This is a genomic window from Kocuria marina, assembly GCA_014652975.1.
Classification (GTDB): domain Bacteria; phylum Actinomycetota; class Actinomycetes; order Actinomycetales; family Micrococcaceae; genus Kocuria; species Kocuria marina.
Genome location: BMZV01000001.1, coordinates 231,866 through 253,470 on the forward strand (window position 1 = coordinate 231,866; position 21,605 = coordinate 253,470).

At 66.8% G+C, this 21,605-nt stretch carries 27 protein-coding genes; all 27 read right to left on the reverse strand.

Annotated features, from left to right (window positions below; all coding sequences use genetic code 11):
• The 27 genes from rplN to IE157_RS01270 all read right to left on the reverse strand — a co-directional run bounded on the left by rplN (position 1) and on the right by IE157_RS01270 (position 21,405).
• Complete coding sequence (gene rplN / locus IE157_RS01140; RefSeq protein ID WP_035959693.1) at positions 1-369, reverse strand: 50S ribosomal protein L14; 369 nt, start codon at positions 367-369, stop codon at positions 1-3.
• 553 nt (positions 370-922) lie between these two features.
• Positions 923-1,210, reverse strand: a complete 288-nt coding sequence (gene rpsQ, locus IE157_RS01145; protein ID WP_035959699.1) for a 30S ribosomal protein S17 — start codon at positions 1,208-1,210, stop codon at positions 923-925.
• On the reverse strand, positions 1,207-1,503 hold the full coding sequence (rpmC, locus tag IE157_RS01150) for a 50S ribosomal protein L29 (RefSeq protein WP_035959707.1): 297 nt from the start codon (positions 1,501-1,503) through the stop codon (positions 1,207-1,209). The genes rpsQ and rpmC overlap by 4 nt, the downstream gene beginning before the upstream one ends.
• A gap of 3 nt (positions 1,504-1,506) precedes the next feature.
• A complete protein-coding gene (gene rplP, locus IE157_RS01155; protein ID WP_064845210.1) occupies positions 1,507-1,923 on the reverse strand; it encodes a 50S ribosomal protein L16 in 417 nt (138 codons plus the stop codon).
• Positions 1,923-2,747: a 30S ribosomal protein S3 gene (rpsC, locus tag IE157_RS01160; RefSeq protein WP_035959714.1), complete on the reverse strand. Its 825-nt coding sequence runs from the start codon at positions 2,745-2,747 to the stop codon at positions 1,923-1,925. Before rpsC ends, rplP begins: the two co-directional genes overlap by 1 nt.
• Positions 2,748-3,113 (reverse strand): 50S ribosomal protein L22, encoded by a 366-nt coding sequence (gene rplV / locus IE157_RS01165; RefSeq protein ID WP_012397693.1) that lies wholly within the window; start codon positions 3,111-3,113, stop codon positions 2,748-2,750.
• A gap of 53 nt (positions 3,114-3,166) precedes the next feature.
• Complete coding sequence (gene rpsS, locus IE157_RS01170) at positions 3,167-3,448, reverse strand: 30S ribosomal protein S19 (RefSeq protein ID WP_035959716.1); 282 nt, start codon at positions 3,446-3,448, stop codon at positions 3,167-3,169.
• Between the two features lie 12 nt (positions 3,449-3,460).
• Positions 3,461-4,300 carry a 50S ribosomal protein L2 gene (gene rplB / locus IE157_RS01175; protein ID WP_035959718.1) on the reverse strand — a complete coding sequence of 280 codons (840 nt, stop codon included), beginning with the start codon at positions 4,298-4,300 and terminating at the stop codon, positions 3,461-3,463.
• A 31-nt stretch (positions 4,301-4,331) separates the two neighbouring features.
• On the reverse strand, positions 4,332-4,637 hold the full coding sequence (gene rplW, locus IE157_RS01180; RefSeq protein WP_035959727.1) for a 50S ribosomal protein L23: 306 nt from the start codon (positions 4,635-4,637) through the stop codon (positions 4,332-4,334).
• Positions 4,634-5,257 (reverse strand): 50S ribosomal protein L4, encoded by a 624-nt coding sequence (rplD, locus tag IE157_RS01185; RefSeq protein WP_035959733.1) that lies wholly within the window; start codon positions 5,255-5,257, stop codon positions 4,634-4,636. Before rplD ends, rplW begins: the two co-directional genes overlap by 4 nt.
• A gap of 5 nt (positions 5,258-5,262) precedes the next feature.
• On the reverse strand, positions 5,263-5,919 hold the full coding sequence (gene rplC, locus IE157_RS01190; RefSeq protein WP_193518893.1) for a 50S ribosomal protein L3: 657 nt from the start codon (positions 5,917-5,919) through the stop codon (positions 5,263-5,265).
• A gap of 16 nt (positions 5,920-5,935) precedes the next feature.
• Positions 5,936-6,244: a 30S ribosomal protein S10 gene (gene rpsJ, locus IE157_RS01195; RefSeq protein ID WP_003803825.1), complete on the reverse strand. Its 309-nt coding sequence runs from the start codon at positions 6,242-6,244 to the stop codon at positions 5,936-5,938.
• Between the two features lie 516 nt (positions 6,245-6,760).
• A complete protein-coding gene (tuf, locus tag IE157_RS01200; protein ID WP_064845211.1) occupies positions 6,761-7,951 on the reverse strand; it encodes an elongation factor Tu in 1,191 nt (396 codons plus the stop codon).
• 160 nt (positions 7,952-8,111) lie between these two features.
• The gene (fusA, locus tag IE157_RS01205) at positions 8,112-10,226 is read right to left on the reverse strand and encodes an elongation factor G (RefSeq protein WP_098054389.1); all 2,115 of its coding nucleotides are present in this window, start codon (positions 10,224-10,226) and stop codon (positions 8,112-8,114) included.
• A gap of 79 nt (positions 10,227-10,305) precedes the next feature.
• Positions 10,306-10,776 carry a 30S ribosomal protein S7 gene (gene rpsG / locus IE157_RS01210; RefSeq protein WP_064845213.1) on the reverse strand — a complete coding sequence of 157 codons (471 nt, stop codon included), beginning with the start codon at positions 10,774-10,776 and terminating at the stop codon, positions 10,306-10,308.
• A complete protein-coding gene (gene rpsL, locus IE157_RS01215) occupies positions 10,776-11,150 on the reverse strand; it encodes a 30S ribosomal protein S12 (RefSeq protein ID WP_012397684.1) in 375 nt (124 codons plus the stop codon). Before rpsL ends, rpsG begins: the two co-directional genes overlap by 1 nt.
• A gap of 229 nt (positions 11,151-11,379) precedes the next feature.
• Entirely contained in the window at positions 11,380-12,198 is an 819-nt protein-coding gene (locus IE157_RS01220) for an IclR family transcriptional regulator domain-containing protein (protein ID WP_098054391.1), read from the reverse strand.
• 107 nt (positions 12,199-12,305) lie between these two features.
• The gene (locus tag IE157_RS01225) at positions 12,306-12,965 is read right to left on the reverse strand and encodes a 3-oxoacid CoA-transferase subunit B (RefSeq protein WP_064845215.1); all 660 of its coding nucleotides are present in this window, start codon (positions 12,963-12,965) and stop codon (positions 12,306-12,308) included.
• Complete coding sequence (locus IE157_RS01230) at positions 12,962-13,660, reverse strand: 3-oxoacid CoA-transferase subunit A (RefSeq protein ID WP_064845216.1); 699 nt, start codon at positions 13,658-13,660, stop codon at positions 12,962-12,964. The genes IE157_RS01225 and IE157_RS01230 overlap by 4 nt, the downstream gene beginning before the upstream one ends.
• Positions 13,661-13,692: 32 nt before the next feature.
• Positions 13,693-14,904, reverse strand: a complete 1,212-nt coding sequence (locus IE157_RS01235) for a thiolase family protein (protein WP_193518894.1) — start codon at positions 14,902-14,904, stop codon at positions 13,693-13,695.
• Positions 14,905-15,045: 141 nt separating this feature from the next.
• Positions 15,046-15,444: a carboxymuconolactone decarboxylase family protein gene (locus IE157_RS01240; RefSeq protein WP_064845218.1), complete on the reverse strand. Its 399-nt coding sequence runs from the start codon at positions 15,442-15,444 to the stop codon at positions 15,046-15,048.
• Positions 15,445-15,590: 146 nt separating this feature from the next.
• Entirely contained in the window at positions 15,591-16,379 is a 789-nt protein-coding gene (locus IE157_RS01245; RefSeq protein WP_144998327.1) for an alpha/beta fold hydrolase, read from the reverse strand.
• Positions 16,376-17,818: a lyase family protein gene (locus IE157_RS01250; RefSeq protein ID WP_193518895.1), complete on the reverse strand. Its 1,443-nt coding sequence runs from the start codon at positions 17,816-17,818 to the stop codon at positions 16,376-16,378. Before IE157_RS01250 ends, IE157_RS01245 begins: the two co-directional genes overlap by 4 nt.
• The gene (gene pcaG, locus IE157_RS01255) at positions 17,818-18,390 is read right to left on the reverse strand and encodes a protocatechuate 3,4-dioxygenase subunit alpha (RefSeq protein WP_064845221.1); all 573 of its coding nucleotides are present in this window, start codon (positions 18,388-18,390) and stop codon (positions 17,818-17,820) included. Before pcaG ends, IE157_RS01250 begins: the two co-directional genes overlap by 1 nt.
• Complete coding sequence (pcaH, locus tag IE157_RS01260) at positions 18,383-19,195, reverse strand: protocatechuate 3,4-dioxygenase subunit beta (RefSeq protein WP_193518896.1); 813 nt, start codon at positions 19,193-19,195, stop codon at positions 18,383-18,385. Before pcaH ends, pcaG begins: the two co-directional genes overlap by 8 nt.
• A 45-nt stretch (positions 19,196-19,240) precedes the next feature.
• Positions 19,241-20,440 carry a 4-hydroxybenzoate 3-monooxygenase gene (locus IE157_RS01265; protein WP_193518897.1) on the reverse strand — a complete coding sequence of 400 codons (1,200 nt, stop codon included), beginning with the start codon at positions 20,438-20,440 and terminating at the stop codon, positions 19,241-19,243.
• 188 nt (positions 20,441-20,628) lie between these two features.
• Positions 20,629-21,405, reverse strand: coding sequence for an IclR family transcriptional regulator (locus IE157_RS01270; RefSeq protein ID WP_064845223.1), 777 nt, complete (start codon positions 21,403-21,405; stop codon positions 20,629-20,631).
• Between the last annotated feature and the right edge of the window lie 200 nt (positions 21,406-21,605).

A 21,605-nucleotide genomic window follows, 5' to 3' on the forward strand; every position in this document is an offset into this window, starting at 1 on the left:
TCAGAGCACCTCCGGGGCCAGCGAGACGATCTTCATGAACTTCTTGTCGCGCAGCTCGCGGCCCACGGGGCCGAAGATGCGCGTGCCGCGGGGGTCCCCGTCGTTCTTCAAGATCACTGCGGCGTTCTCGTCGAAACGGATGTAGGAACCGTCGGGACGGCGCCTCTGCTTCTTGGTACGGACCACAACCGCCTTGACGACGTCACCCTTCTTGACGTTGCCGCCGGGGATGGCGTCCTTGACGGTGGCGACGATGATGTCGCCAATGCCTGCGTAACGGCGTCCGGATCCACCGAGCACACGGATGGTGAGAATTTCCTTCGCACCCGTGTTGTCGGCGACCCTCAGCCGCGATTCCTGCTGAATCACTGATTTACTCCTGTCGTCGCGCTGGTTCTCATCCGATGGTGCTGAATGCCGAGCCTTGCGGAACGGTGGTCGTGTGAACGCTCCACGCCACGGTGTTCCCCGTGACCGTAGGAGGGGTCCGGGGCGTGCGCGGAGTTCGTACGCGATGATCGCTCACACATGGATGGCGAACGGGTTCGCCGTGCTGCCCTGCTCGGATTCGTGGCTGAATGCAGAATCAACGAGCAAGTTGTGGCAGCAACCGCGGCGTGCAACGCGCGGAGCCGCCCACGGACGCACCGTGGGGCTTGCCGCCGTCCCGGTACGGTGCGCACAGCGCACGTGGGGCGGACGTGGATTCTGACTCAGCAGGGTCGAAGTCAGAGTGGGCACACGTGTGTCGACACGCGTACTGATCTACTCTACCGCGCCCCGGCGGGTAACGCCAATCGATGTACAGGCCGGCGGCCGGGGCGCGGGTGGACGCGGGAACGGCGCCGGGCAGCGCCGTCGTGCACGCGCAAGGGCCCCCGACCGCAACCGGTCGGGGGCCCTTGACGCTGTCGAGGAGGACTTACTTGGCCTTCTCGATGATCTCCACGATCCGCCAGTTCTTGGTGGCGGACAGCGGACGGGTCTCGGCGATGCGCACGAGGTCCCCGACGCCGCAGGTGTTCTGCTCGTCGTGGGCCTTCACACGCTTGGACTTGCGCAGCACCTTGCCGTACAGGGCGTGCTTGACGCGGTCCTCGACCTGGACGACCACGGTCTTGTCCATCTTGTCGGAGACCACGTAGCCCTGGCGGGTCTTGCGGTCACCGCGCTCGGCCGCGGCCGATTCGTTGTTAACCTGCTCGCTCACTTGGCATCATCCTCAGACTTGGCAGCCTTCTTCGAGGCCTTCTTCTCGGTCTTCTCAGCAGCCGGCGCCACGTCCTCGCGGATCCCGAGCTCGCGCTCACGCAGCACGGTGTAGATCCGGGCAATGTCGCGTTTGACGGACTTGAGACGCCCGTTGCTCTCGAGCTGACCGGTCGCGGCCTGGAAGCGCAGGTTGAACAGCTCTTCCTTGGACTTGCGCAGCTGGTCGGTGAGGGCACCGGTGTCGAGAGCCGCGAGGTTCTCCATGTTCAGATCCTTGGATCCAATAGCCATTGATCATTCACCGCCTTCGCGACGCACGATGCGTGCCTTCATCGGGAGCTTGTGGATGGCCAGGCGCAGCGCCTCACGCGCCACGTCCTCGCTCACGCCGGAGATCTCGAACAACACGCGTCCGGGCTTGACGTTAGCGATCCACCACTCGGGGGAACCCTTACCGGAACCCATGCGGGTCTCGGCGGGCTTCTTGGTCAGGGGACGATCCGGGTAGATGTTGATCCAGACCTTGCCGCCACGCTTGATGTGACGGGTCATGGCGATACGCGCGGCCTCGATCTGACGGTTCGTGACGTACGCCGGGCTCAGCGCCTGGATGCCCCACTCGCCGAACGTGACCTGGGTTCCGCCCTTCGCCTGACCCCGACGACGCGGGTGGTGCTGCTTACGGAACTTCACACGACGTGGGATGAGCATTACTTACCACCCTCTGCGTTGGTCGCCTCCGCAGCGGTGTTCTGCTGCGGGGCTGCGGCGGAGTCGCGCTCACGGCGTCCACCACGGTCGTTACGGTCATTGCGACGACGCCGCTCGCCACCGCCGCGACGGTCGTTGCGTCCGCGCGAGGACGGAGCAGCGGCCTGCTGGGCGGCGAGTTCCTTATCGGTGAGGTCGCCCTTGTAGATCCAGACCTTCACGCCGATGCGGCCGAAGGTGGTCTTGGCCTCGAAGAAGCCGTAGTCGATGTTCGCGCGCAGGGTGTGCAGGGGCACACGGCCTTCGCGGTAGAACTCCGAACGGGACATCTCCGCGCCGCCGAGGCGGCCGGCGCACTGGATCCGGATGCCCTTGGCACCGGCGCGCTGCGCGGACTGGATGGCCTTCTTCATGGCGCGACGGAACGCGACACGGGAGGCCAGCTGCTCGGCGACACCCTGAGCGACGAGCTGGGCATCGGTCTCGGGGTTCTTGACCTCGAGGATGTTGAGCTGGATCTGCTTGCCGGTGAGCTTCTCGAGCTCACCGCGGATCCGGTCCGCCTCGGCGCCGCGGCGGCCGATCACGATGCCCGGGCGCGCCGTGTGGATGTCCACGCGGACGCGGTCACGGGTGCGCTCGATCTCGACCTTGGCGATGCCGGCGCGCTCCATGCCCGTGGACATGAGCTCGCGGATCTTCACGTCCTCGCGGATGTAGTCCTTGTAGCGCTGACCCGGCTGGTTCGAGTCCGCGTACCAGTGCGAGACGTGGTCGGTGGTGATACCCAGACGGAATCCGTTGGGGTTGATTTTCTGTCCCACTTAGCGGACCTCCTCCTTCTCCGGGGTCGCCACGACCACGGTCACGTGGCTCGTGCGCTTGTTGATGCGGAACGCACGGCCCTGGGCACGCGGCTGGAACCGCTTCATGGTGGGTCCCTCGTCCACGAAGGCCGCGGAGACCACGAGGTCTTCCGGCTTGAACGCGAGACCCTCGCGGTCGGCCTTCTGCCGGGCGTTGGCCACGGCGGATTCGAGAACCTTGAACACCGGCTCTGAAGCTGCCTGCGGGGCAAACTTCAGAATCGCCAACGCCTCATTCGCCTGCTGGCCACGAATCAGGTTGACGACGCGCCGGGCCTTCATAGGCGTCACGCGGATGTAGCGCGCAGATGCCTTGGCTTCCATTGCTTTCCTTCTCTCGTCTTGTCGAAGAAGTGCAACGTGCTCACCCCGAGGGGTCAGCGACGCTTGCCCTTCTTGTCGTCCTTCACATGGCCGCGGAACGTGCGGGTGGGGGCGAATTCGCCGAGCTTGTGCCCGACCATCGACTCAGTGATGAACACCGGGACATGCTTGCGTCCGTCGTGCACGGCAATCGTGTGTCCGAGCATGTCGGGCACGATCATCGAGCGGCGGGACCACGTCTTGATGACGTTCTTGGTGCCCTTCTCGTTCTCCTTGGCGACCTTCACGAAGAGGTGCTGATCAACGAAAGGGCCCTTCTTGAGGCTGCGTGGCATTAGTCAGGCTCCTTAGCGCTTGTTCTTGCCGGTACGACGACGACGCACAATGAGCTTGTCGCTTTCCTTGTTGGGGCGACGGGTGCGTCCCTCGGGCTTACCGTTGGGGTTGACCGGGTGACGACCACCGGAGGTCTTGCCCTCGCCACCACCGTGCGGGTGGTCCACGGGGTTCATGACCACACCGCGGACGGTCGGGCGGATGCCCTTCCAGCGGTTACGTCCGGCCTTGCCCCAGTTGATGTTGGACTGCTCGGCGTTACCGACCTCGCCCACGGTCGCGCGGCAGCGCACGTCCACGTTGCGGATTTCACCGGAGGGCAGGCGCAGCTGACCGTACTTGCCCTCACGGGCGACCAACTGCACGGATGCGCCGGCGGAACGGGCGAGCTTGGCTCCCCCACCCGGACGCAGCTCCACCGCGTGCAGCACGGTACCCACGGGGATGTTGCGCAGCGGCAGGTTGTTGCCCGGCTTGATGTCGGCATTGGGGCCAGACTCCACGACGTCGCCCTGACGCAGGCGGTTCGGCGCGATGATGTAGCGCTTGGTGCCGTCCACGTAGTGCAGCAGCGCGATCCGAGCCGTACGGTTCGGGTCGTACTCGATGTGGGCGACCTTCGCGTCCACGCCGTCCTTGTCGTGACGACGGAAGTCAATCACGCGGTACTGGCGCTTGTGCCCGCCACCCTTGTGACGGGTGGTGATGCGGCCGGTGTTGTTACGACCGCCCTTCTTGGGCAGCGGACGCACCAGGGACTTCTCGGGCGTGGTGCGCGTGATTTCTACGAAGTCCGCAACCGACGAGCCACGACGGCCCGGGGTTGTCGGCTTGTGCTTACGGATAGCCATGTTTTGAGTTCCTCGTTAAAGTGGTCTCCGCTCAAGAGAGCGGACCGCCGAAGATGTCGATGGAGCCTTCCCGGAGGGACACGATGGCACGCTTGGTGGCCTTACGCTGTCCCCAGCCGAAGCGCGTGCGCTTACGCTTACCGGGACGGTTGAGGGTGTTCACGGACGCGACCTTGACACCGAAGATGTGCTCGATCGCGTACTTGATCTCGGTCTTGTTGGCGGAGGGGGCCACCTGGAAGGTGTACTTGCCCTCGTCGATCAGACCGTAGGACTTCTCGGAGACCACGGGACGGATGATGACGTCGCGCGGGTCCTTGTTGTAGATAACGCTCACTTGGCGTCCTCCTGCTTGCTACCGGACGCGGCTGCGACGAACGAGTCGTAAGCGGCCTTGGTGAAGACCACGTCGTCCGAGACGAGCACGTCGTACGTGTTGAGCTGATCGGCGTACACGGCGTGCACGTTGACCAGGTTGCGCACGGACAGCGCGGCGTTGTCCTCGCCACGGTTCAGCACCACGAGCAGGTTCTTGCGCTCGGTGAGCGAACGCAGCGCCTCCTTGGCGGCCTTCGTGGACGGCTGCTCGCCGCTCACCAGGTCCGCGACCACGTGGATGCGGCCGTTACGGGCCCGGTCCGAGAGGGCACCGCGCAGGGCGGCAGCCTTCATCTTCTTGGGCGTGCGCTGGGAGTAGTCACGCGGCGTGGGGCCGTGCACCACGCCACCGCCGGTCATGTGCGGGGCGCGGATGGAGCCCTGACGAGCCCGGCCGGTGCCCTTCTGCTTGAACGGCTTGCGACCGGCGCCGGAGACCTCCGCGCGGGTCTTGGTCTTGTGCGTGCCCTGACGGGCGGCGGCCAGCTGGGCGACGACGACCTGGTGCAGCAGCGCCACGTTGGTCTGGGCGTCGAAGATCTCAGCGGGCAGCTCGACGTTGACGGTTTCAGTTGCCATGAGTATCAGGCTCCCTTCACGGTGGAACGGACGAGGACGACCGATCCCTTGGGGCCCGGCAGGGCGCCCTTGATGAGCAGCAGGGAGTTGTCGGCGTCGACAGCGTGCACGGTCAGGTTCATGGTCGTGTGACGGGTGTTGCCCATCCGGCCGGCCATGCGCATGCCCTTGAACACGCGAGCGGGGTACGATGCGCCGCCGATGGAACCCGGCTTGCGGTGGTTCTTGTGTGCACCGTGGGAGGCGCCCACACCGGCGAAGCCGTGGCGCTTCATGACACCCGCGGTGCCCTTACCCTTGGTGGTGCCGACGACGTCGACCTTGGCACCGGCCTCGAAGAGCTCGACGGACAGTTCCTGTCCCAGCTCGTACTCAGCGGCGTCGGAAGTACGAAGTTCGACGACATGACGACGGGGCGTCACGCCTGCAGCGGCGAAGTGACCGGCCAGTGGCTTGGTCACCTTGCGGGGATCGATCGCACCGAAGCCGATCTGCACGGCGTTGTAGCCGTCCTTGTCCTCGTTGCGCAGCTGCGTCACGACGTTGGAGTCGGCCTTGACCACGGTCACCGGCACGAACTTCCCGTTCTCGTCCCAGACCTGGGTCATGCCGAGCTTCGTGCCCAGCAGGCCCTTCACCTGGCGTTCGAAAGTGGTAGTCATTGGGGTGCGATCCTTTTTACAGCTTGATTTCGATGTTCACGTCAGCGGGCAGGTCGAGACGCATGAGCGAGTCGACGGCCTTGGGCGTGGGGTCGATGATGTCGATCAGCCGCTTGTGGGTGCGCATCTCGAAATGCTCACGGCTGTCCTTGTACTTGTGCGGCGAGCGGATCACGCAGTACACATTCTTCTCGGTGGGCAGCGGGACGGGTCCCACCACCGTGGCGCCTGCGCGCGTCACCGTCTCAACGATCTTCCGGGCCGAGACGTCGATGACCTCGTGGTCATAGGACTTCAGCCGGATGCGGATTTTTTGTCCCGCCATGGCGTCGTGACTCTCTTTCTTCAAGTACTTCCCTGTATGGAGTTCGCGGACTCCTTGTGCTCGGCGATCGTGCTCGCCACCCCGCACAGACTGAATCCGGAAACTTCCGGGTTCCTCACCCTGTCGGGGCCCCGGCACCCGAACTCGGGCGTGTCGCGCGAGGAGCGCGCCGCCCGGTCCACACAATGATGCGGTGCCGGTTGAAAAATGGTTGTCCGCGGTGATACCCGCGTGGAAGTTCGCTGCATTGCGTTTGCTTCGGTTGCGCGACTGCTCCGCACCCGGTTCTCGCAATGGACTCCACGCGCTCGAACGGCGCACGGGAATCCCGCGTCGCTGAGCGAACAACAGCGACCATTCTGCCAGAGATCCGGGGGGGCGCGCAAACCGGCCACGCCCCTACTCCCCCGGGCCGGCGGGCACGCCGCCGGCCCGGACATGCGAGAACCCCGCGGTCCTGAACGGACCACGGGGTTCTCGAAGGTTCGACTCAGCGCCTCACCGGATCAACGGGTCTTACTTGTTGATCTTGGTCACACGACCGGAGCCCACGGTGCGGCCACCCTCGCGGATGGCGAAGCCGAGGCCTTCCTCCATGGCGATCGGTTGGATCAGCTCGACCGTCATCTCGGTGTTGTCACCGGGCATGACCATCTCGGTGCCCTCGGGCAGGGTGATGACGCCGGTGACGTCCGTGGTGCGGAAGTAGAACTGCGGGCGGTAGTTCGAGTAGAACGGGTTGTGACGCCCGCCCTCTTCCTTGGACAGGATGTAGACGTTGGCCTCGAAGTCGGTGTGCGGGGTGATGGAACCCGGCTTGCACACGACCTGGCCACGCTCAACGTCGTCGCGCTTGAGACCGCGCAGCAGCAGACCGCAGTTCTCGCCGGCCATGGCCTCGTCCATCTGCTTGTGGAACATCTCGATACCGGTCACCGTGGTCTTCTGCACGGGGCGGATGCCCACGATCTCAACCTCGGAGTTGATCGGCAGGGTACCGCGCTCGGCGCGGCCGGTCACCACGGTGCCGCGACCGGTGATCGTGAAGACGTCCTCGATGGGCATCAGGAAGGGCTTGTCGGTGTCACGCACGGGGTCCGGGACGTTCTCGTCCACGGCCTCCATGAGGTCCTCGACGGACTTGACCCACTCGGCGTCGCCCTCGAGGGCCTTCAGAGCGGAGACGCGCACCACGGGGGCGTTGTCGCCGTCGAAGCCCTGGTCGGACAGCAGCTCGCGGACCTCCATCTCGACGAGGTCGAGCAGCTCTTCGTCGTCGACCATGTCGGACTTGTTCAGCGCCACCAGCAGGTAGGGCACGCCCACCTGGCGGGCGAGCAGGACGTGCTCGCGGGTCTGGGCCATGGGGCCGTCGGTCGCGGCGACCACGAGGATCGCGCCGTCCATCTGAGCGGCACCGGTGATCATGTTCTTCACGTAGTCGGCGTGACCGGGGGCGTCCACGTGGGCGTAGTGACGCTTGTCGGTCTGGTACTCGATGTGAGAGATGTTGATCGTGATGCCGCGCTGCTTCTCCTCCGGGGCGGAGTCGATCGCACCGAAGTCACGCTGCTCGTTGACGTCCGGGTACTTGTCGGCCAGAACCTTGGAGATCGCAGCGGTGAGCGTGGTCTTGCCGTGGTCAACGTGGCCGATGGTGCCAATGTTGAGGTGCGGCTTGGTGCGCTCGAACTTGGCCTTCGCCATGATGTGTTCCTCCTAGAACATTGAGGTGAGACTTGCTCGACTGCTCCGGACCACGGAGCGTGGGACCACAGCGCTTCAGACGCTGCGCGTGTCGAAACCTGTGCAAGTCTACTTCTGGATTACGAATTTACTGAAATCACGGGGCGTGGGCCCCGCCGGCTCACTCGCCGCGGTTCTTCTGGATGATCTCCTCGGCCACGGCCTTGGGGACCTCCGAGTAGCTGTCGAACTCCATCGAGTACACCGCGCGACCCTGGGTCTTGGACCGCAGGTCACCGATGTAGCCGAACATCTCCGACAAGGGCACCAGGGCCTTCACGAGCTTGACACCCGCGACGTCCTCCATGGACTGGATCTGGCCGCGGCGGGAGTTCAGGTCACCGATGACGTCACCCATGTACTCTTCCGGGGTACGCACCTCCACGGCCATGAGCGGCTCGAGCAGGACCGGGTTGGCACGCCGGGCACCTTCCTTGAACACCATCGAGCCGGCGATCTTGAACGCCATTTCCGAGGAGTCCACGTCGTGGTAGGCACCGTCGATCAGGGTGGCCTTGACGCCCACCACCGGGTAGCCCGCGAGGATGCCCAACTGCATGGCGTCCTGGATACCGTGGTCCACCGAGGGGATGTACTCACGCGGCACGCGACCACCGGTCACGGCATTGTCGAACTCGTACAGCTCCTCCGCGTCCAGCGGCAGCGGCTCGAAGGAAACCTGCACCTTGGCGAACTGGCCGGAACCACCGGTCTGCTTCTTGTGGGTGTAGTCGACCTTGTCCACGGCCTTCTTGATGGTCTCGCGGTAGGCCACCTGCGGCTTGCCCACGTTGGCCTCGACCTTGAACTCGCGCTTCATGCGGTCCACCAGGATGTCCAGGTGCAGCTCGCCCATGCCGCCGATCTCGGTCTGGCCGGTCTCGTCGTTGAGGGACACCGTGAAGGTGGGGTCCTCCGCGGAGAGCTTCTGGATGGCGGTGGACAGCTTCTCCTGGTCACCCTTGGTCTTGGGCTCGATGGCCACGAAGATCACAGGCTGGGGGAAGCTCATGGACTCCAGCACGATCTGGTTGTTCGAATCGCACAGGGTGTCGCCCGTGGTGGTGTCCTTCAGACCGATCGCCGCGTAGATGTGACCGGCGGAGATCTCGTCCACCGGGTTCTCCTTGTTGGAGTGCATCTGGAAGAGCTTGCCGATGCGCTCGCGCTTGCCCTTGGTGGAGTTCATGACCTGCTCGCCGGCCTTCGCCTTGCCGGAGTACACGCGGATGTACGTGAGCTGGCCGTAGAACGGGTGCGAGGCGACCTTGAACGCGAGGGCCGCGAAGGGGCCGTTGGCGTCCGCGGCGCGGGTCATGACCTCTTCCTCGTCGTTGATGGCGTGGCCCTGCACGTCCTCCACGTCGAGCGGGGAGGGCAGGTAGTCCACCACGGCGTCGAGCATGGGCTGCACGCCGCGGTTCTTGAACGCCGAGCCACACAGCACGGGGTAGGCCTGGGAAGTGATCGTCAGCTTGCGGATGCCAGCCTTGATCTCGTCCTCGGTGAGCTCCTCGCCGCCGAGGTACTTCTCCATGAGCTCGTCGTCCGCCTCTGCGACGGCCTCGACGAGCTGGTTGCGGTAGTCATCCGCGCGGTCCTTCAGATCCTCCGGGATATCGCGCGTCTCGTACTTGGCGCCCAGGGAGACGTCACCCTTGGAGTCGCCCTCCCACACGAGAGCCTTCATGGTCACCAGGTCGATGACGCCCACGAAGTCGTTCTCGGCACCGATCGGCAGCTGCAACACGAGCGGGGTCGCGCCCAGGCGGGACTTGATGGTGTCCACGGTGAAGTAGAAGTCGGCGCCCAGCTTGTCCATCTTGTTGACGAAGCAGATGCGGGGCACTTCGTACTTATCGGCCTGGCGCCACACGGTCTCGGACTGGGGCTCCACGCCCTCTTTGCCGTCGAAGACGGCCACGGCGCCGTCGAGCACGCGCAGAGAGCGCTCGACCTCGACCGTGAAGTCCACGTGACCCGGGGTGTCGATGATGTTGATCTGGTAGTCGTGCCAGTAGCACGAGGTCGCGGCGGACGTGATGGTGATGCCGCGTTCCTGCTCCTGAGCCATCCAGTCCATCGTGGATGCACCGTCGTGCGTTTCGCCGAGCTTGTGGTTGATGCCCGTGTAGAACAGGATTCGTTCGGTGGTCGTGGTCTTACCGGCATCGATGTGAGCCATGATGCCGATATTGCGGACCTTCTTGAGGTCGGTAAGCACGTCGAGTGCCACGATGGTTCCCTTCGTAAAAGGTAGTGCCGGGCCCTGGTGTCGGCCCCGCGCAGCGCGGGGCCGACAGGACTACCGAATTTTACCAGCGGTAGTGGGCGAAGGCCTTGTTGGATTCGGCCATCTTGTGGGTGTCCTCGCGGCGCTTCACAGCGGCACCGAGGCCGTTGGAGGCGTCGAGGATCTCGTTCTGCAGACGCTCGGTCATGGTGTTCTCACGACGGGCCTTGGAGTAGCCCACGAGCCAGCGCAGGGACAGTGCCTGGGCGCGGCCTGCCTTGACCTCGACCGGCACCTGGTAGGTGGCGCCACCGACACGACGGGAGCGGACCTCGAGGGCGGGCTTGACGTTGTCGAGGGCCTTCTTCAGGGTGGCCACGGGATCGGAGTTGGTCTTGTTGCGTACACCCTCGAGGGCACCGTAGACGATGCGCTCGGCGGTGGACTTCTTGCCGTCCTGCAGGACCTTGTTGATCAGCTGCGTGACCACGGGCGAGCCGTAGACGGGATCGACGACGAGGGGGCGCTTGGGAGCGGGACCTTTACGAGGCATTACTTCTTCTCCTTCTTCGCGCCGTAGCGGGAGCGAGCCTGCTGACGGCCCTTGACACCCTGGGTGTCGAGCGCGCCGCGCACGATCTTGTAACGGACACCCGGCAGGTCCTTCACACGACCACCGCGCACGAGCACGATGGAGTGTTCCTGAAGGTTGTGACCCTCACCCGGGATGTAGGCGGTGACTTCCACGCCGCCGTTGAGCTTCACACGGGCCACCTTGCGCAGCGCCGAATTCGGCTTCTTGGGGGTCGTGGTGAACACGCGGGTGCAGACGCCGCGCTTCATGGGGTTGCCCTTGAGCGCGGGAGCCTTGGTCTTCACGACCTTGGAGTGCCGGCCCTTGCGGACCAGTTGCTGGATAGTTGGCACAGTGCCTCCTGTTGGAACGGGACCGGTGGTGGCCGCCCCCGTTGATGGCGGAATATTGATCCCGGGCCCGCCGGGACGGATCAGCAGTAGTGACTGCGACGAAACCGTGTCCGAGCATGACGAAAGATGGCATCTAGGTACAGGGTGCGTACCACAGGACGGTGTCCGATTTGCCATCTGAGGACTGCCCGGAATCGAGCAATTCTTCCTTAGCATAGCAGCTCGCGTCTCAGGAGGAGAAATCGCTTTTGCCGGAGGTCACGACGTCCGCCGACAGGGCGGCGGCGCACCGTTGCAGGGCGGGGACCACGCGGCGGTCCAGGTGTTCCACGTCCCCGGATCCGAGGCCCGCGCGCATGGACACGTTGATCGCGGCCACCACCGCTCCCGTGCCGTCCGTCACCGGCACGGCCACGGAGCGCAGCCCGAGTTCGAGTTCCTGGTCCACCACGGCGTGGCCGGCACGACGCACGGCGGCGATCTGCGCCCGCAGCTGCGTGTGGTCCGTGAGTGTCAGCGGGGTCAAGCTGCGCGGTTGCGCCCGCTCGAGCAGTTCCGCGAGCTCCTCGGGGGGCAGTGCCGCGAGCAGGACCCGGCCCATGGAGGTTGCGTACGCCGGGAACCTCGTGCCGAGCGAGATGCTCACGCTCATGATCCGCTGGGTGGCCACGCGCGCGACGTAGACGATCTCCGCGCCGTCGAGCACGGACATGGACGTGGATTCCCCGAGCTCGTCCGACAACGAACGCAGGTGGGGCTGGGCCAGTTGCGGCAGCGACAGCGCGGAGAGATAGGAGTAGCCCAGGCTCAGTACCTTGGGCGTGAGTTCGAAGCGCCGCCCGTCCGAGCGCACGTAACCCAGGGACTCGAGCGTGAGCAGGAACCGGCGGGCGGTCGCGCGGGTCAGCTGGGTCTGCCGGGCCACCTCGGACAGGCTCATGGCGGGGCGTTCGGCGTCGAACGCCCCGATCACGGCGAGCCCGCGCGCGAGCGACTGCACGAAACCGTCCCCGGGGGCGGAGTCGTTGCTACCGGTCGTGGTGACCACCCTCTCTCCCCCACGACGCCGCGTGGGTCACTGATCGACACGGCGATGGCACCGCGAACGGTCCGCGCGACACCATCGGCACACTACCCGGCAGACTACCGCGCGGGTCACTGGGCGGGGGTCAGCTCCACATCCACCTGCTGGGCGAGTTCGTCGAAGCCGACACCGAATGTCTCGCGCACCGTGACCTTGCCGTCCTCGAGGAGGAACACGCCGAGGTCCGTGTAGATCCGGGACACGCAGCCCACGCCCGTGAGCGGCATGGTGCACTCCTTCACGAGCTTCGACTGACCCTTCTTGGTCTTCAGGGTCATCATCACGAAGGTCTGCTTGGCGCCGGTGGCGAGGTCCATGGCACCGCCCACGGCGGGGATCGCGTCCGGCTTACCGGTGTGCCAGTTGGCAAGGTTGCCTTGCTGGTCCACCTGGAACGCACCCAGCACGCAGCAGTCCAGGTGACCGCCGCGCATCATGGCGAACGAGTCCGCGTGGTGGAAGTACGAGCAGCCCTCGGTCTCGACCACGGGGATCTTGCCGGCGTTGATCAGGTCCGGGTCCACCTCGTCCCCGTGGGCCTCCGCACCCATCCCGAGCATCCCGTTCTCGGTGTGCAGGGTGACGTCGTCCTCGGCGCTGAGGTAGTTGGAGACCAGGGTGGGCTGGCCGATGCCCAGGTTCACGTACGCCCCGGCGGGGATGTCCCGCGCCACGACCTCCGCGAGTTCCTCCGGGCTCAACGGGTGATCACTGTTCTGCGGAACGCTCATGCCGCACCTTCCTCTCGCGGGTCCTGCTGCTGGGGCCGGTTGATCTGCACCACGGTGTCCACGTAGATCCCAGGGGTCACCACAACCTCGGGATCGATCTGCCCGCGCTCCACGATGTCGCTGACCTGCACGATGGAGTGCGTGGCCGCCGCAGCCATGATGGGGCCGAAGTTGCGCGCCGTCTTGCGGTACACGAGGTTGCCGGCCTTGTCCGCCCGGTACGCCTTGGTCAGGGAGAAGTCCGCGTGGATGGGGTACTCGAGCACCTGGTGCTTGCCGTCCAGCTCGCGCACCTCCTTGCCCTCGGCCAGGGGCGTGCCGTAACCGGTGGGCGTGAAGAACGCCCCGATCCCGGCACCGGCGGCGCGGATCCGCTCGGCGAGGTTGCCCTGCGGGACGACCTCGAGCTCGATCTCACCGGCGCGGTACTTCTCATCGAAGTGCCACGAGTCCGACTGGCGCGGGAACGAGCAGATGATCTTCTGCACGCGGCCCAGCTGGATCAGCTTGGCGAGACCCACGTCCCCGTTGCCGGCGTTGTTGTTCACGACCGTGAGGTCCTTGGCGCCGTGTTCGATCAGGGCGTCGATGAGTTCCACGGGCTGACCGGCCACACCGAAGCCGCCGATCATCACGCACGCACCGTCGTGGATGAGCTCCACGGCCGCCGCGGCGCTGTCTGCAATGTTGAGCATGGTGTGCCTTTCTCGAAAAGGTTGGAGGGGTCTCAGCCCTGGGCGTTCTCGTTCTCGAGCACCACCGCGAGGCCCTGCCCCACGCCGATGCACAGGCTGGCCACACCCCAGCGCTGCCCGCTCTCCTGCAACCGGCGGGCCAGGGTCCCCAACACGCGGGTCCCGGAGGCGCCGAGCGGGTGGCCGATCGCGATGGCCCCGCCCCACTGGTTGACGATGCTCTGGTCCACACCCCACTGGCGCAGGCACGCGAGCGACTGCGCGGCGAAGGCCTCGTTGAGTTCCACGGCGGCAACGTCGTCCCACGTGATCCCCGCGCGGCGCACGGCGATGTTGGCCGCCTCCACGGGCGCCTCACCGAAGAACTGTGGTTCGTTGGCGGCGGCACCGCGGCCGGCGATACGGGCGATGGGCTCGCGACCGAGCAGCTGCGCACCGCGCTCGCTGCCGAGCCACACGGCGGACGCGCCGTCGTTCATGGGAGAGGAGTTACCGGCGGTGACGGTCGCGTTGTCACCGCTGCGGAACACGGTGCGCAGACCGGCGAGCGTCTCCGGGGTGGAGTCCCCGCGCACGGTTTCGTCCCGGGTGAGCTCCACGCCCTTCTTGGTGTTGGGGGCCACGCTGACCGTGATGTCGTCGTACTTGCCCTCGTCCCACGCCTTGGCCGCGAGCTGGTGGGAGTTGGCCGCGAACGCGTCCTGGTCCTCGCGCGAGATGCCGTGCTTCTCGCGCAACTGCTCGGTGGCCTCACCGAGGGACACCGTCCACTCACTCGGCATGTCCGGGTTCACGAGGCGCCAGCCCAGGGTCGTGTTGGCGAGCTCGAGGTTCTGCATGGGGTAGGGCCGCTCGGTCTTGGGCAGCACCCACGGCGCGCGGGACATGGACTCGACGCCGCCCACGAGCAGCAGGTCCCCTTCCCCCACCTCGATCTGACGGGAGCCCATCATCGCGGCGTCCAGGGACGAACCGCACAACCGGTTGATCGTGGAGCCGGGAACGGACACGGGCAGACCCGCGAGCAGCGTGGCCATGCGCGCCACGTTGCGGTTCTCCTCACCGGCGCCGTTGGCATTGCCTAAGTAGACCTCGTCGATCGTGGCGGGGTCCAGCTCGGGTGCGCGTTCCACGAGCGTGCGCACCACGAGGGCCGCGAGGTCGTCGGGACGGTGGCTCGCGAGCGCGCCACCCACCTTCCCGAACGGGGTACGGATGGCGTCGTAGACGTATGCGTGGTTCATGGGGATCCTCACCGTGGTAGCTCACCCGGCCGCGGCCGGGGCGGCGCCGGGCTCGGGTGTCCGGTCACCGCGTTGCATGTGTTCAGTCTAGAGCGCGGTGCTCGCCATGTGAACACTTGTTCGCATGGCGAACAACTCCGGTCAACCCGAGTACTCCGACAGCGCCTTCTGCGCGTGCTTGAACGCGTTGTTGGCGGACGGGACGGAGAGGTAGATCGCGGACTGCAGCAGGATCTCCTTGATCTCGTCCGTGCTCAGCCCGTTGCGCAACGCCGCCTTGACGTGCATCTCGAACTCCTCCCAGTGACCGGCGGCGATCAGCGCGGTCAACACGCACGCGCTGCGCATCCGGCGGTCCAGGCCGGGCCGGGTCCAGATCTCACCCCACGCGTAGCGCGAGATGAAGTCCTGGAAGTCCTCCGTGAACTCGGTCTTGCCGGACTCCGCGCGGTCCACGTGGGCGTCCGAGAGCACCTCCCGGCGCACGGTCATCCCGTCCTGCAGAGCCTGTGCTTCGGTGCGTTGCGAGCGTGGGTTCATGTCTGTTCCTCGTTCCTGGTCTCGTGCTGGTTCGTGTCGTCGTTCCCGAGGTCGTGGCCCGTCATGCCGCGTCCCGTGAATCCGTGTCTCGTGCGCTTGCGGCTCCCCGCGGGTGCCGCGGATCGATCGAGCGCGCGTGGACCGCGTCAGCGCGCGGCCGCCACGAGCTCCGCGATCGTGTGGGCCACGAGCTCGGGTGCGGCCACAGGTACGAGGTGGGCGGCGTCGTCAACGACCTCGCAGCGCGCGTGCAGCGCGTCCGCGAGACCCTGGGCGACGTCGGGCCCCACCATGGCGTCCTGCGCACCGGCCACGACTGCGGTGGGGACGGACGCTGGGCGCGTGCGCTCCCGCAGGTCGAAACCACCCAGCGCACGGCAGGCCGCGGCGTAACTGAACCGGTCCGTCCCCTGCAGGTCGTGCAGCAACGGGGTCCCGCGTTCCGAGTGCTCGGCCAGGAAATCGGGGGCGAACCACGCCTTGGCACACTCGATCACCTGGGTGGGTGTGCCGGCACTCGCGACGAGCTCGGCGCGCTCGCGCCACATCCGCGGGTCCGGGAAGTAGTTGCTCGTGGCGATCAACGCCGCGGACGCCACCCGCTCGGGATCCTGGGCGAGCAATTGCTGCACCGCCGCTCCCCCGATCGAGGTCCCCGCCATGTGCCACGACCGCGCACCGGTGTGCTCGGTGACGGCGTCCGCCACGGCGCGGGCGAGTTCTCCGAGCGTGAATTCCTGCGCGGGATCGCTGACCCCGTGGCCCGGAAGGTCCCAGCCGATCACGTGGAACCGCTCGGCCAGCAGCGGGGCCACGGCCGCGTAGAGATGGGTGACCGAGGTGCCCAGTGCGGGGCCGAGCACCACGAGGGGCGCACCCTCCGCGAGGTCCTGCGGTCGGGTGAATTCCACGAGTCCCGGTGCGGGAACCGTCATGCCGTCGTCCTTTCCTCGTGCCGGGCCACGGCCCGGTCACACAGTTCGCCCGACGCGCCCAGGTAACCGCGCGGGTCCAGCAGGCTCCGGACCCAGCGGGTCACGGACTGCGGATCCCCGACGGACACTCCCTCGGGCAGAGTCGGGTCCTCTTCCGCCGCGATCTCCCGCGCCAGGGCGCTCGCGAGCGCGTCCGCGTCCCACGGCTCGGCGCGCACCGCGGCCTGCACGCGCTGCTTCGCGTTCTTGACCTCGCGCTCGCTCAGCACCGGCGCGAGTGCCGCGCTCAGCCGTTCCGCCATCACGCCCGTTCCCGCGCGCTCGAGGTTCTGCGCCATGCGCTCGGTGTCCACCGTGAGCCCCCCGGCCAGCTCGGCAGCGTGCGACGACGCCGCGGTCGCCAGTACCGCGAGCTCGCGCAACGCGGCCCATTCGGCATGCCAGCCGCCGTCCGGGCGTTCGTCGTCCGCGGCGCTCGCACCCGCGAACACCTGGGACAGCAGCCCCGGGGCCGCGATGCCCGTGCGCTTGAGCAGCACGCTCAGCACGGGGTTCTGCTTCTGCGGCATGGCCGAGGAAACACCTCGTCCCTCCGCGGTGGGTTCGCGCAGCTCCCCCACCTCCGGCCGGGACATCATGAGGACGTCGTTGGCCATGCGGGCCAGTGCGGCGGTGGTCTGCGCGTAGCCGCTCGCGACCCGCAGCACCGGCACGCGGTCGGTGTGCCACACACCGTTCGGCAGCTCCAGGCCGAGCTCGTCCGCCCAGTGGCCCAGCAAATCGGTGACCCGCCCGAAGGTCTGCTCCGACGTTGCGCCGTCGGAGCAGCGGGCCATCGTGGCGGCCAGGCTCCCGGACGCCCCGCCGTACGACACGGGAAGCCGTGCGGCGAGCACGGCGTCCACGGCGTCGTCGACCGCTGCGAGCCACGAGGCGGCCTTGAGACCGAAAGAAATGGGGAGTGCGTGCTGGGTGAGGGTCCGTCCGACCATCACGGTGTCGCGGTGCTCAGCCACGATGCGAGCGAGAGCGTCCCCCGTGCGGGCGAGGTGCGCGAGGATGCTCGAGCGGACGTCACGCATCACCAGCGCGAGGGCCGTGTCCATGACGTCCTGGCTGGTCAGCGAGGCGTGCACCGCACTAATCGGCGCGTCGTTCTCCTCGGTGACCGCTGCACGGTAGGCCGCGAGCAGGGGGATCACGGGATTGCCTCCGCCCTCGGACGCGACCGCGAGGTCGTTCAGGGCCGCTTCGTCGAGCGCCACGCTTTCAGCTGCGGCGTGGGCCGCCCGAGCGGCGTCGGGCGCAACGAGCCCGGACCGCGACTGGGCCGCGACCCACGCGTCCTCCACACGGAGGATCGCGCGGGCCACGGCACGGTCGTCGGCGAGCTCTGCGGCTCGGTGGCTCCCCGGAGTGAGAAGACCGGTGAAGATCATCAGATCCCCGGGTAGGCCAAGAACACGGTCTCGCGGTCCCCCTGCAGGTGCACGTCGAAGTGCAACGAGCCGTCCGACTGACGCTCTGCGATCATCGTGGCGCGTTCGGCCTCGGACAGCGAGGACAGCAGCGGATCGTTGGTCAGTGCGTCCGTATCCTCGGGGAGGTACACACGGGTGAACAGGCGGTTCAGCAGACCGCGCGCGAACACCGTGAGGCAGATGAACGGGGCCTTGCCGTCCTCGGTAGGGCCGGGGTTGACCGTGGTGAAGTCGTAGTGCCCCACGTTGTCCACCGCCACGCGGCCGAAACCGGTGAAGGTGTAGCCGTCCCGCTTGAGCGAACCGGGCTCCTGCGAGACCTGGCCGTTCTCGTCCGCCTGCCAGATCTCGAGCATGGAGTCCGGAACCGGCGTGCCGTGGCCGTCATACACCGTGCCGTGCAGGCGCACGGCGTTCGGGTGCGAACGATCCACGAGGAACTCCCCGCCCTCGTAGGGCAGCGCGTAGCCGTAGAAGGGTCCGATGGTCTGGCCCGGGGTGGGCACCAGGCGCTCAGTGTTCTCAGACATTGCTGTCGTCCTCCGTCCAGGTTCGGTTCGAACCGCTCAGCACGATGTCCCAGCGGTAGCCGAGCAGCCATTCGTGCTCGGAGATGTCGTGGTCGTAGTCCGCCACGAGACGCTCGCGCGCCTTGGGGTCCACGATCGACTGGTAGATGGGGTCCAACGCGAACAGCGGGTCACCCGGGAAGTACATCTGGGTGATCATGCGCTGCGTGAAGTCCGTGCCGAACAGCGAGAAGTGCACGTGCGCGGGGCGCCACGCGTTGAGGTGGTTCTTCCACGGGTACGGGCCCGGCTTGATGGTGATGAACGAGTAGGAACCGTCGTCACCCGTCAGACAGCGGCCCACGCCCGTGAAGTTCGGGTCGATCGGGGCCGGGTGCTGATCGCGCTTGTGGATGTAGCGACCGGCGGCGTTGGCCTGCCAGATCTCCACGAGCTGGTTGCGCACGGGGCGGCCGTCGCCGTCCAGGATGCGCCCGGAGATCCGGATCCGCTCACCGATGGGCTCGCCGCCGTCCTGGATTGTCAGATCCGACTCCAGCGCGTGCACGTCCCGCTGGCCGAAGGCCGGCGCGTAGAGCTCGATGGTCTCCGGGTCCGCGTGACGGGGGTCCTTGGTGGGGTGACGCAGGATCGAGCTGCGGTACGGGGCGTAGTCCAGACGAGGCTGGGTCTCATCCGTGCCGGCCTTCTCGTACTGCTTGCTGATGGCGGCCATCTCGTCGTTGAGCTGGTTCTGGGTGTCGGCGGCGTCGTCCGCGCCCTTGACGTACGGCGGGTCGAAGGTGTCGTCGTTCTCGGTGGTCATGATCATCTCCTTGGGTGAGTGGATCGGAGTCTGGGTCCGGTGTGCTCAGGTGCGGTCCTGCCAGCCGGTGTATGACTCGGCGAAGTAGCCCGAGCCGTACGTGGAGTTCGTGACGGTCTCGAACTCGCCCCGGCGGCGCTTCATGTTGAAGGGGTTCTCCCCCGGCTGGACGTGCATCAGGTTGGTGACCCAGTACGAGAAGTTCTGGGCCTTCCAGATCCGGTCCAGGGCCTTGGCGGAGTACCCGGCCAACCCGCGCTCGTCACCGGAACCGAAGAACTCAATGATCGCCGGCGCGAGCACCCGCACGTCGCAGAACGCGAGGTTCAGACCCTTGGCGCCCGTGGGCGGCACGGTGTGCCCGGCGTCCCCCACCAGGAACATGTTCCCGTAGCGCAGGGGCTCGCACACGTACGAGCGGAACGGCAGCACGGTTTTGTCGAAGATGGGCCCGCGCTGCAGCTGCAACCCGTCCGGGCCGTCGATGCGCCGCTGCAACTCGGTCCAGATCCGCTCGTCGTCCCAGTCGTCCACGTTCTCGTTGGGGTCGCACTGGAAGTACATGCGCTGCACGGTGTCGCTGCGCTGCGAGATCAACGCGAAACCGTACTGCGAGTTCGCGTAGATCAGCTCGGGGGCCGACGGCGGCGCTTCGCACAGGATCCCGAACCACGCGAACGGGTACTCGATGAAATTGTCCGTGCGCACGTCCTGCGGGATCTGACGCTTGCAGATGCCCTTGGAACCGTCCGCGCCCACGAGCAGGCGGCTACGGATCTCGAGCTTCTCGCCCTCCTTGGTGGTGCACAGCACCGTGGGCTGCTCCGTGGTCAGGTCCCGGACCTCGGTGTCCGTGACTTCCCAGCGCACGTCACCGCCGTCGCGCTCGCGCGCCGCCGCAAGATCCGCGAATACCTCGTTCTGGGGGTACAGCCACACGGACTGACCCACGAGCTTTTGGAAGTCGATGCGACGGCTCTCGCCCTCGAAGCGCAGCACGGTGCCCTCGTGCTCGTGGCCGTGCGACAGCACGCGCCCGTCCACGCCGGTCTCGGCGAGCATCTGCACGGTCCCCGCTTCGAGGATGCCCGCACGGTGGGTATTGGCGATCTCGTCGTGGCTGCGTTTCTCCACGACCACGTTGTCGATCCCGGCCCGGTACAACAGGTGGGAGAGCATCAGTCCGGCGGGCCCCGCCCCCACGATGGCCACCTGGGTGTCGATGATCGTTCGCTCCTCGAGCATGTGTCCTCCTTGCGCACGTCGTGGGTCACATTATGTTGGAGCCATATGGCGCGTATCTCATTGATTCCGTTCAATGGGACGGGGGCCGCGTCTGTGACGCGGGGTACGACATCGCTGCGGCCGGTACGAGGCTCCCCGTTGCGCCTTGGGCGGAGGGGTTTCCCGCGAAGATCACCCACAAGAGGTTGTCAGAATGCCCCCAGGGCACGGGAGATCCCGTGGCCGGCAACCCGTAACGTTTGCACGATGGCCGAGACGTCCGGATCCCGCATGTCGCTCAGGGGCAGCACCGCTCCTAGGGCCGCCGCGCGGTGCCCCGGGGGGACCTTGAGTGGGACCGCCACTCCCCCACTGCCCTCGTCGATGCGTTCGCGCTGGATCGCATAACCGCGCTGCGCGAAGACCCGCAGGTCCGCCGCGAAGCGTTCCCTGCCCACGAGGGCACCGCCCGGTTCATCCGCGACCGCCCGCGCCGCGGCGGCGTCATGGTACTGCGCGATGAACTCGTCCGAACAGTGGCACAACAGGGCGAGACCCGTGGCCGAGCGGTGCAGTGGAAGGCGTCCGGCGACGATCGAGCGCAGTGGGACCGCCGAGTCACTCGCGGCGATCCGCTCGGCGAACAGGACGTCGTGGCCCTCGATCACCCCCACGTGCACGTGTTGGCGCAGCACCGCGTGCACGTCCGACATGAACGGGATCGCGACCGCTGCGAGGTTCTCGGCGGATGCCGCGCGGGACGCGAGCTCCCACAACCGGGTCCCCACCCGGTAGGTCTGCGCGGAACCGGACTCGAGCCACCTCGCGCGCTTCATGTCCCCCAGGATCCGGTGCACCGTGGAGGATGGCAATCCGGTGGCCGCGCAGATCTCGCGGAAGGTCAGCTCGGGACGTGCGGGGCCGAACGCGTCCAGGACGCGATCGAACCGGGTGATCAGTGATTCACCGGACGCCGAGTTGGCCATGCTTCGCCTCCGTTCATGGCTCCCGCGAAAGCCGAACCGCGGGATCCTTGCCCGCTTCAGCCTACGACCCCGCGGCCGTGCCTCTCCCGGCACGAAGCCGCGGCGAGGGTGGCCGCGACCGGGACGAACGCGTTCGGGTCGGTCGCAACCGGGGCGCGGTGGCCGGGTACCGCGCCGTCGTCCGGAACGGGTCCGGGTAC

Coding starts and splice junctions, on each gene's coding strand:
- rpmC (WP_035959707.1), bottom strand. CDS start 1,503: ATGGCTATTGGATCCAAGGATCTGAACATGGAGAACCTCGCGGCTCTC.
- rplP (WP_064845210.1), bottom strand. CDS start 1,923: ATGCTCATCCCACGTCGTGTGAAGTTCCGTAAGCAGCACCACCCGCGT.
- rplV (WP_012397693.1), bottom strand. CDS start 3,113: ATGGAAGCCAAGGCATCTGCGCGCTACATCCGCGTGACGCCTATGAAG.
- rpsS (WP_035959716.1), bottom strand. CDS start 3,448: ATGCCACGCAGCCTCAAGAAGGGCCCTTTCGTTGATCAGCACCTCTTC.
- rplB (WP_035959718.1), bottom strand. CDS start 4,300: ATGGCTATCCGTAAGCACAAGCCGACAACCCCGGGCCGTCGTGGCTCG.
- rplD (WP_035959733.1), bottom strand. CDS start 5,257: ATGGCAACTGAAACCGTCAACGTCGAGCTGCCCGCTGAGATCTTCGAC.
- rplC (WP_193518893.1), bottom strand. CDS start 5,919: ATGACTACCACTTTCGAACGCCAGGTGAAGGGCCTGCTGGGCACGAAG.
- rpsJ (WP_003803825.1), bottom strand. CDS start 6,244: ATGGCGGGACAAAAAATCCGCATCCGGCTGAAGTCCTATGACCACGAG.
- tuf (WP_064845211.1), bottom strand. CDS start 7,951: ATGGCGAAGGCCAAGTTCGAGCGCACCAAGCCGCACCTCAACATTGGC.
- rpsG (WP_064845213.1), bottom strand. CDS start 10,776: ATGCCTCGTAAAGGTCCCGCTCCCAAGCGCCCCCTCGTCGTCGATCCC.
- IE157_RS01225 (WP_064845215.1), bottom strand. CDS start 12,965: ATGAGCGTTCCGCAGAACAGTGATCACCCGTTGAGCCCGGAGGAACTC.
- IE157_RS01230 (WP_064845216.1), bottom strand. CDS start 13,660: ATGCTCAACATTGCAGACAGCGCCGCGGCGGCCGTGGAGCTCATCCAC.
- IE157_RS01235 (WP_193518894.1), bottom strand. CDS start 14,904: ATGAACCACGCATACGTCTACGACGCCATCCGTACCCCGTTCGGGAAG.
- IE157_RS01240 (WP_064845218.1), bottom strand. CDS start 15,444: ATGAACCCACGCTCGCAACGCACCGAAGCACAGGCTCTGCAGGACGGG.
- IE157_RS01245 (WP_144998327.1), bottom strand. CDS start 16,379: ATGACGGTTCCCGCACCGGGACTCGTGGAATTCACCCGACCGCAGGAC.
- IE157_RS01250 (WP_193518895.1), bottom strand. CDS start 17,818: ATGATCTTCACCGGTCTTCTCACTCCGGGGAGCCACCGAGCCGCAGAG.
- pcaG (WP_064845221.1), bottom strand. CDS start 18,390: ATGTCTGAGAACACTGAGCGCCTGGTGCCCACCCCGGGCCAGACCATC.
- pcaH (WP_193518896.1), bottom strand. CDS start 19,195: ATGACCACCGAGAACGACGACACCTTCGACCCGCCGTACGTCAAGGGC.
- IE157_RS01265 (WP_193518897.1), bottom strand. CDS start 20,440: ATGCTCGAGGAGCGAACGATCATCGACACCCAGGTGGCCATCGTGGGG.
- IE157_RS01270 (WP_064845223.1), bottom strand. CDS start 21,405: ATGGCCAACTCGGCGTCCGGTGAATCACTGATCACCCGGTTCGATCGC.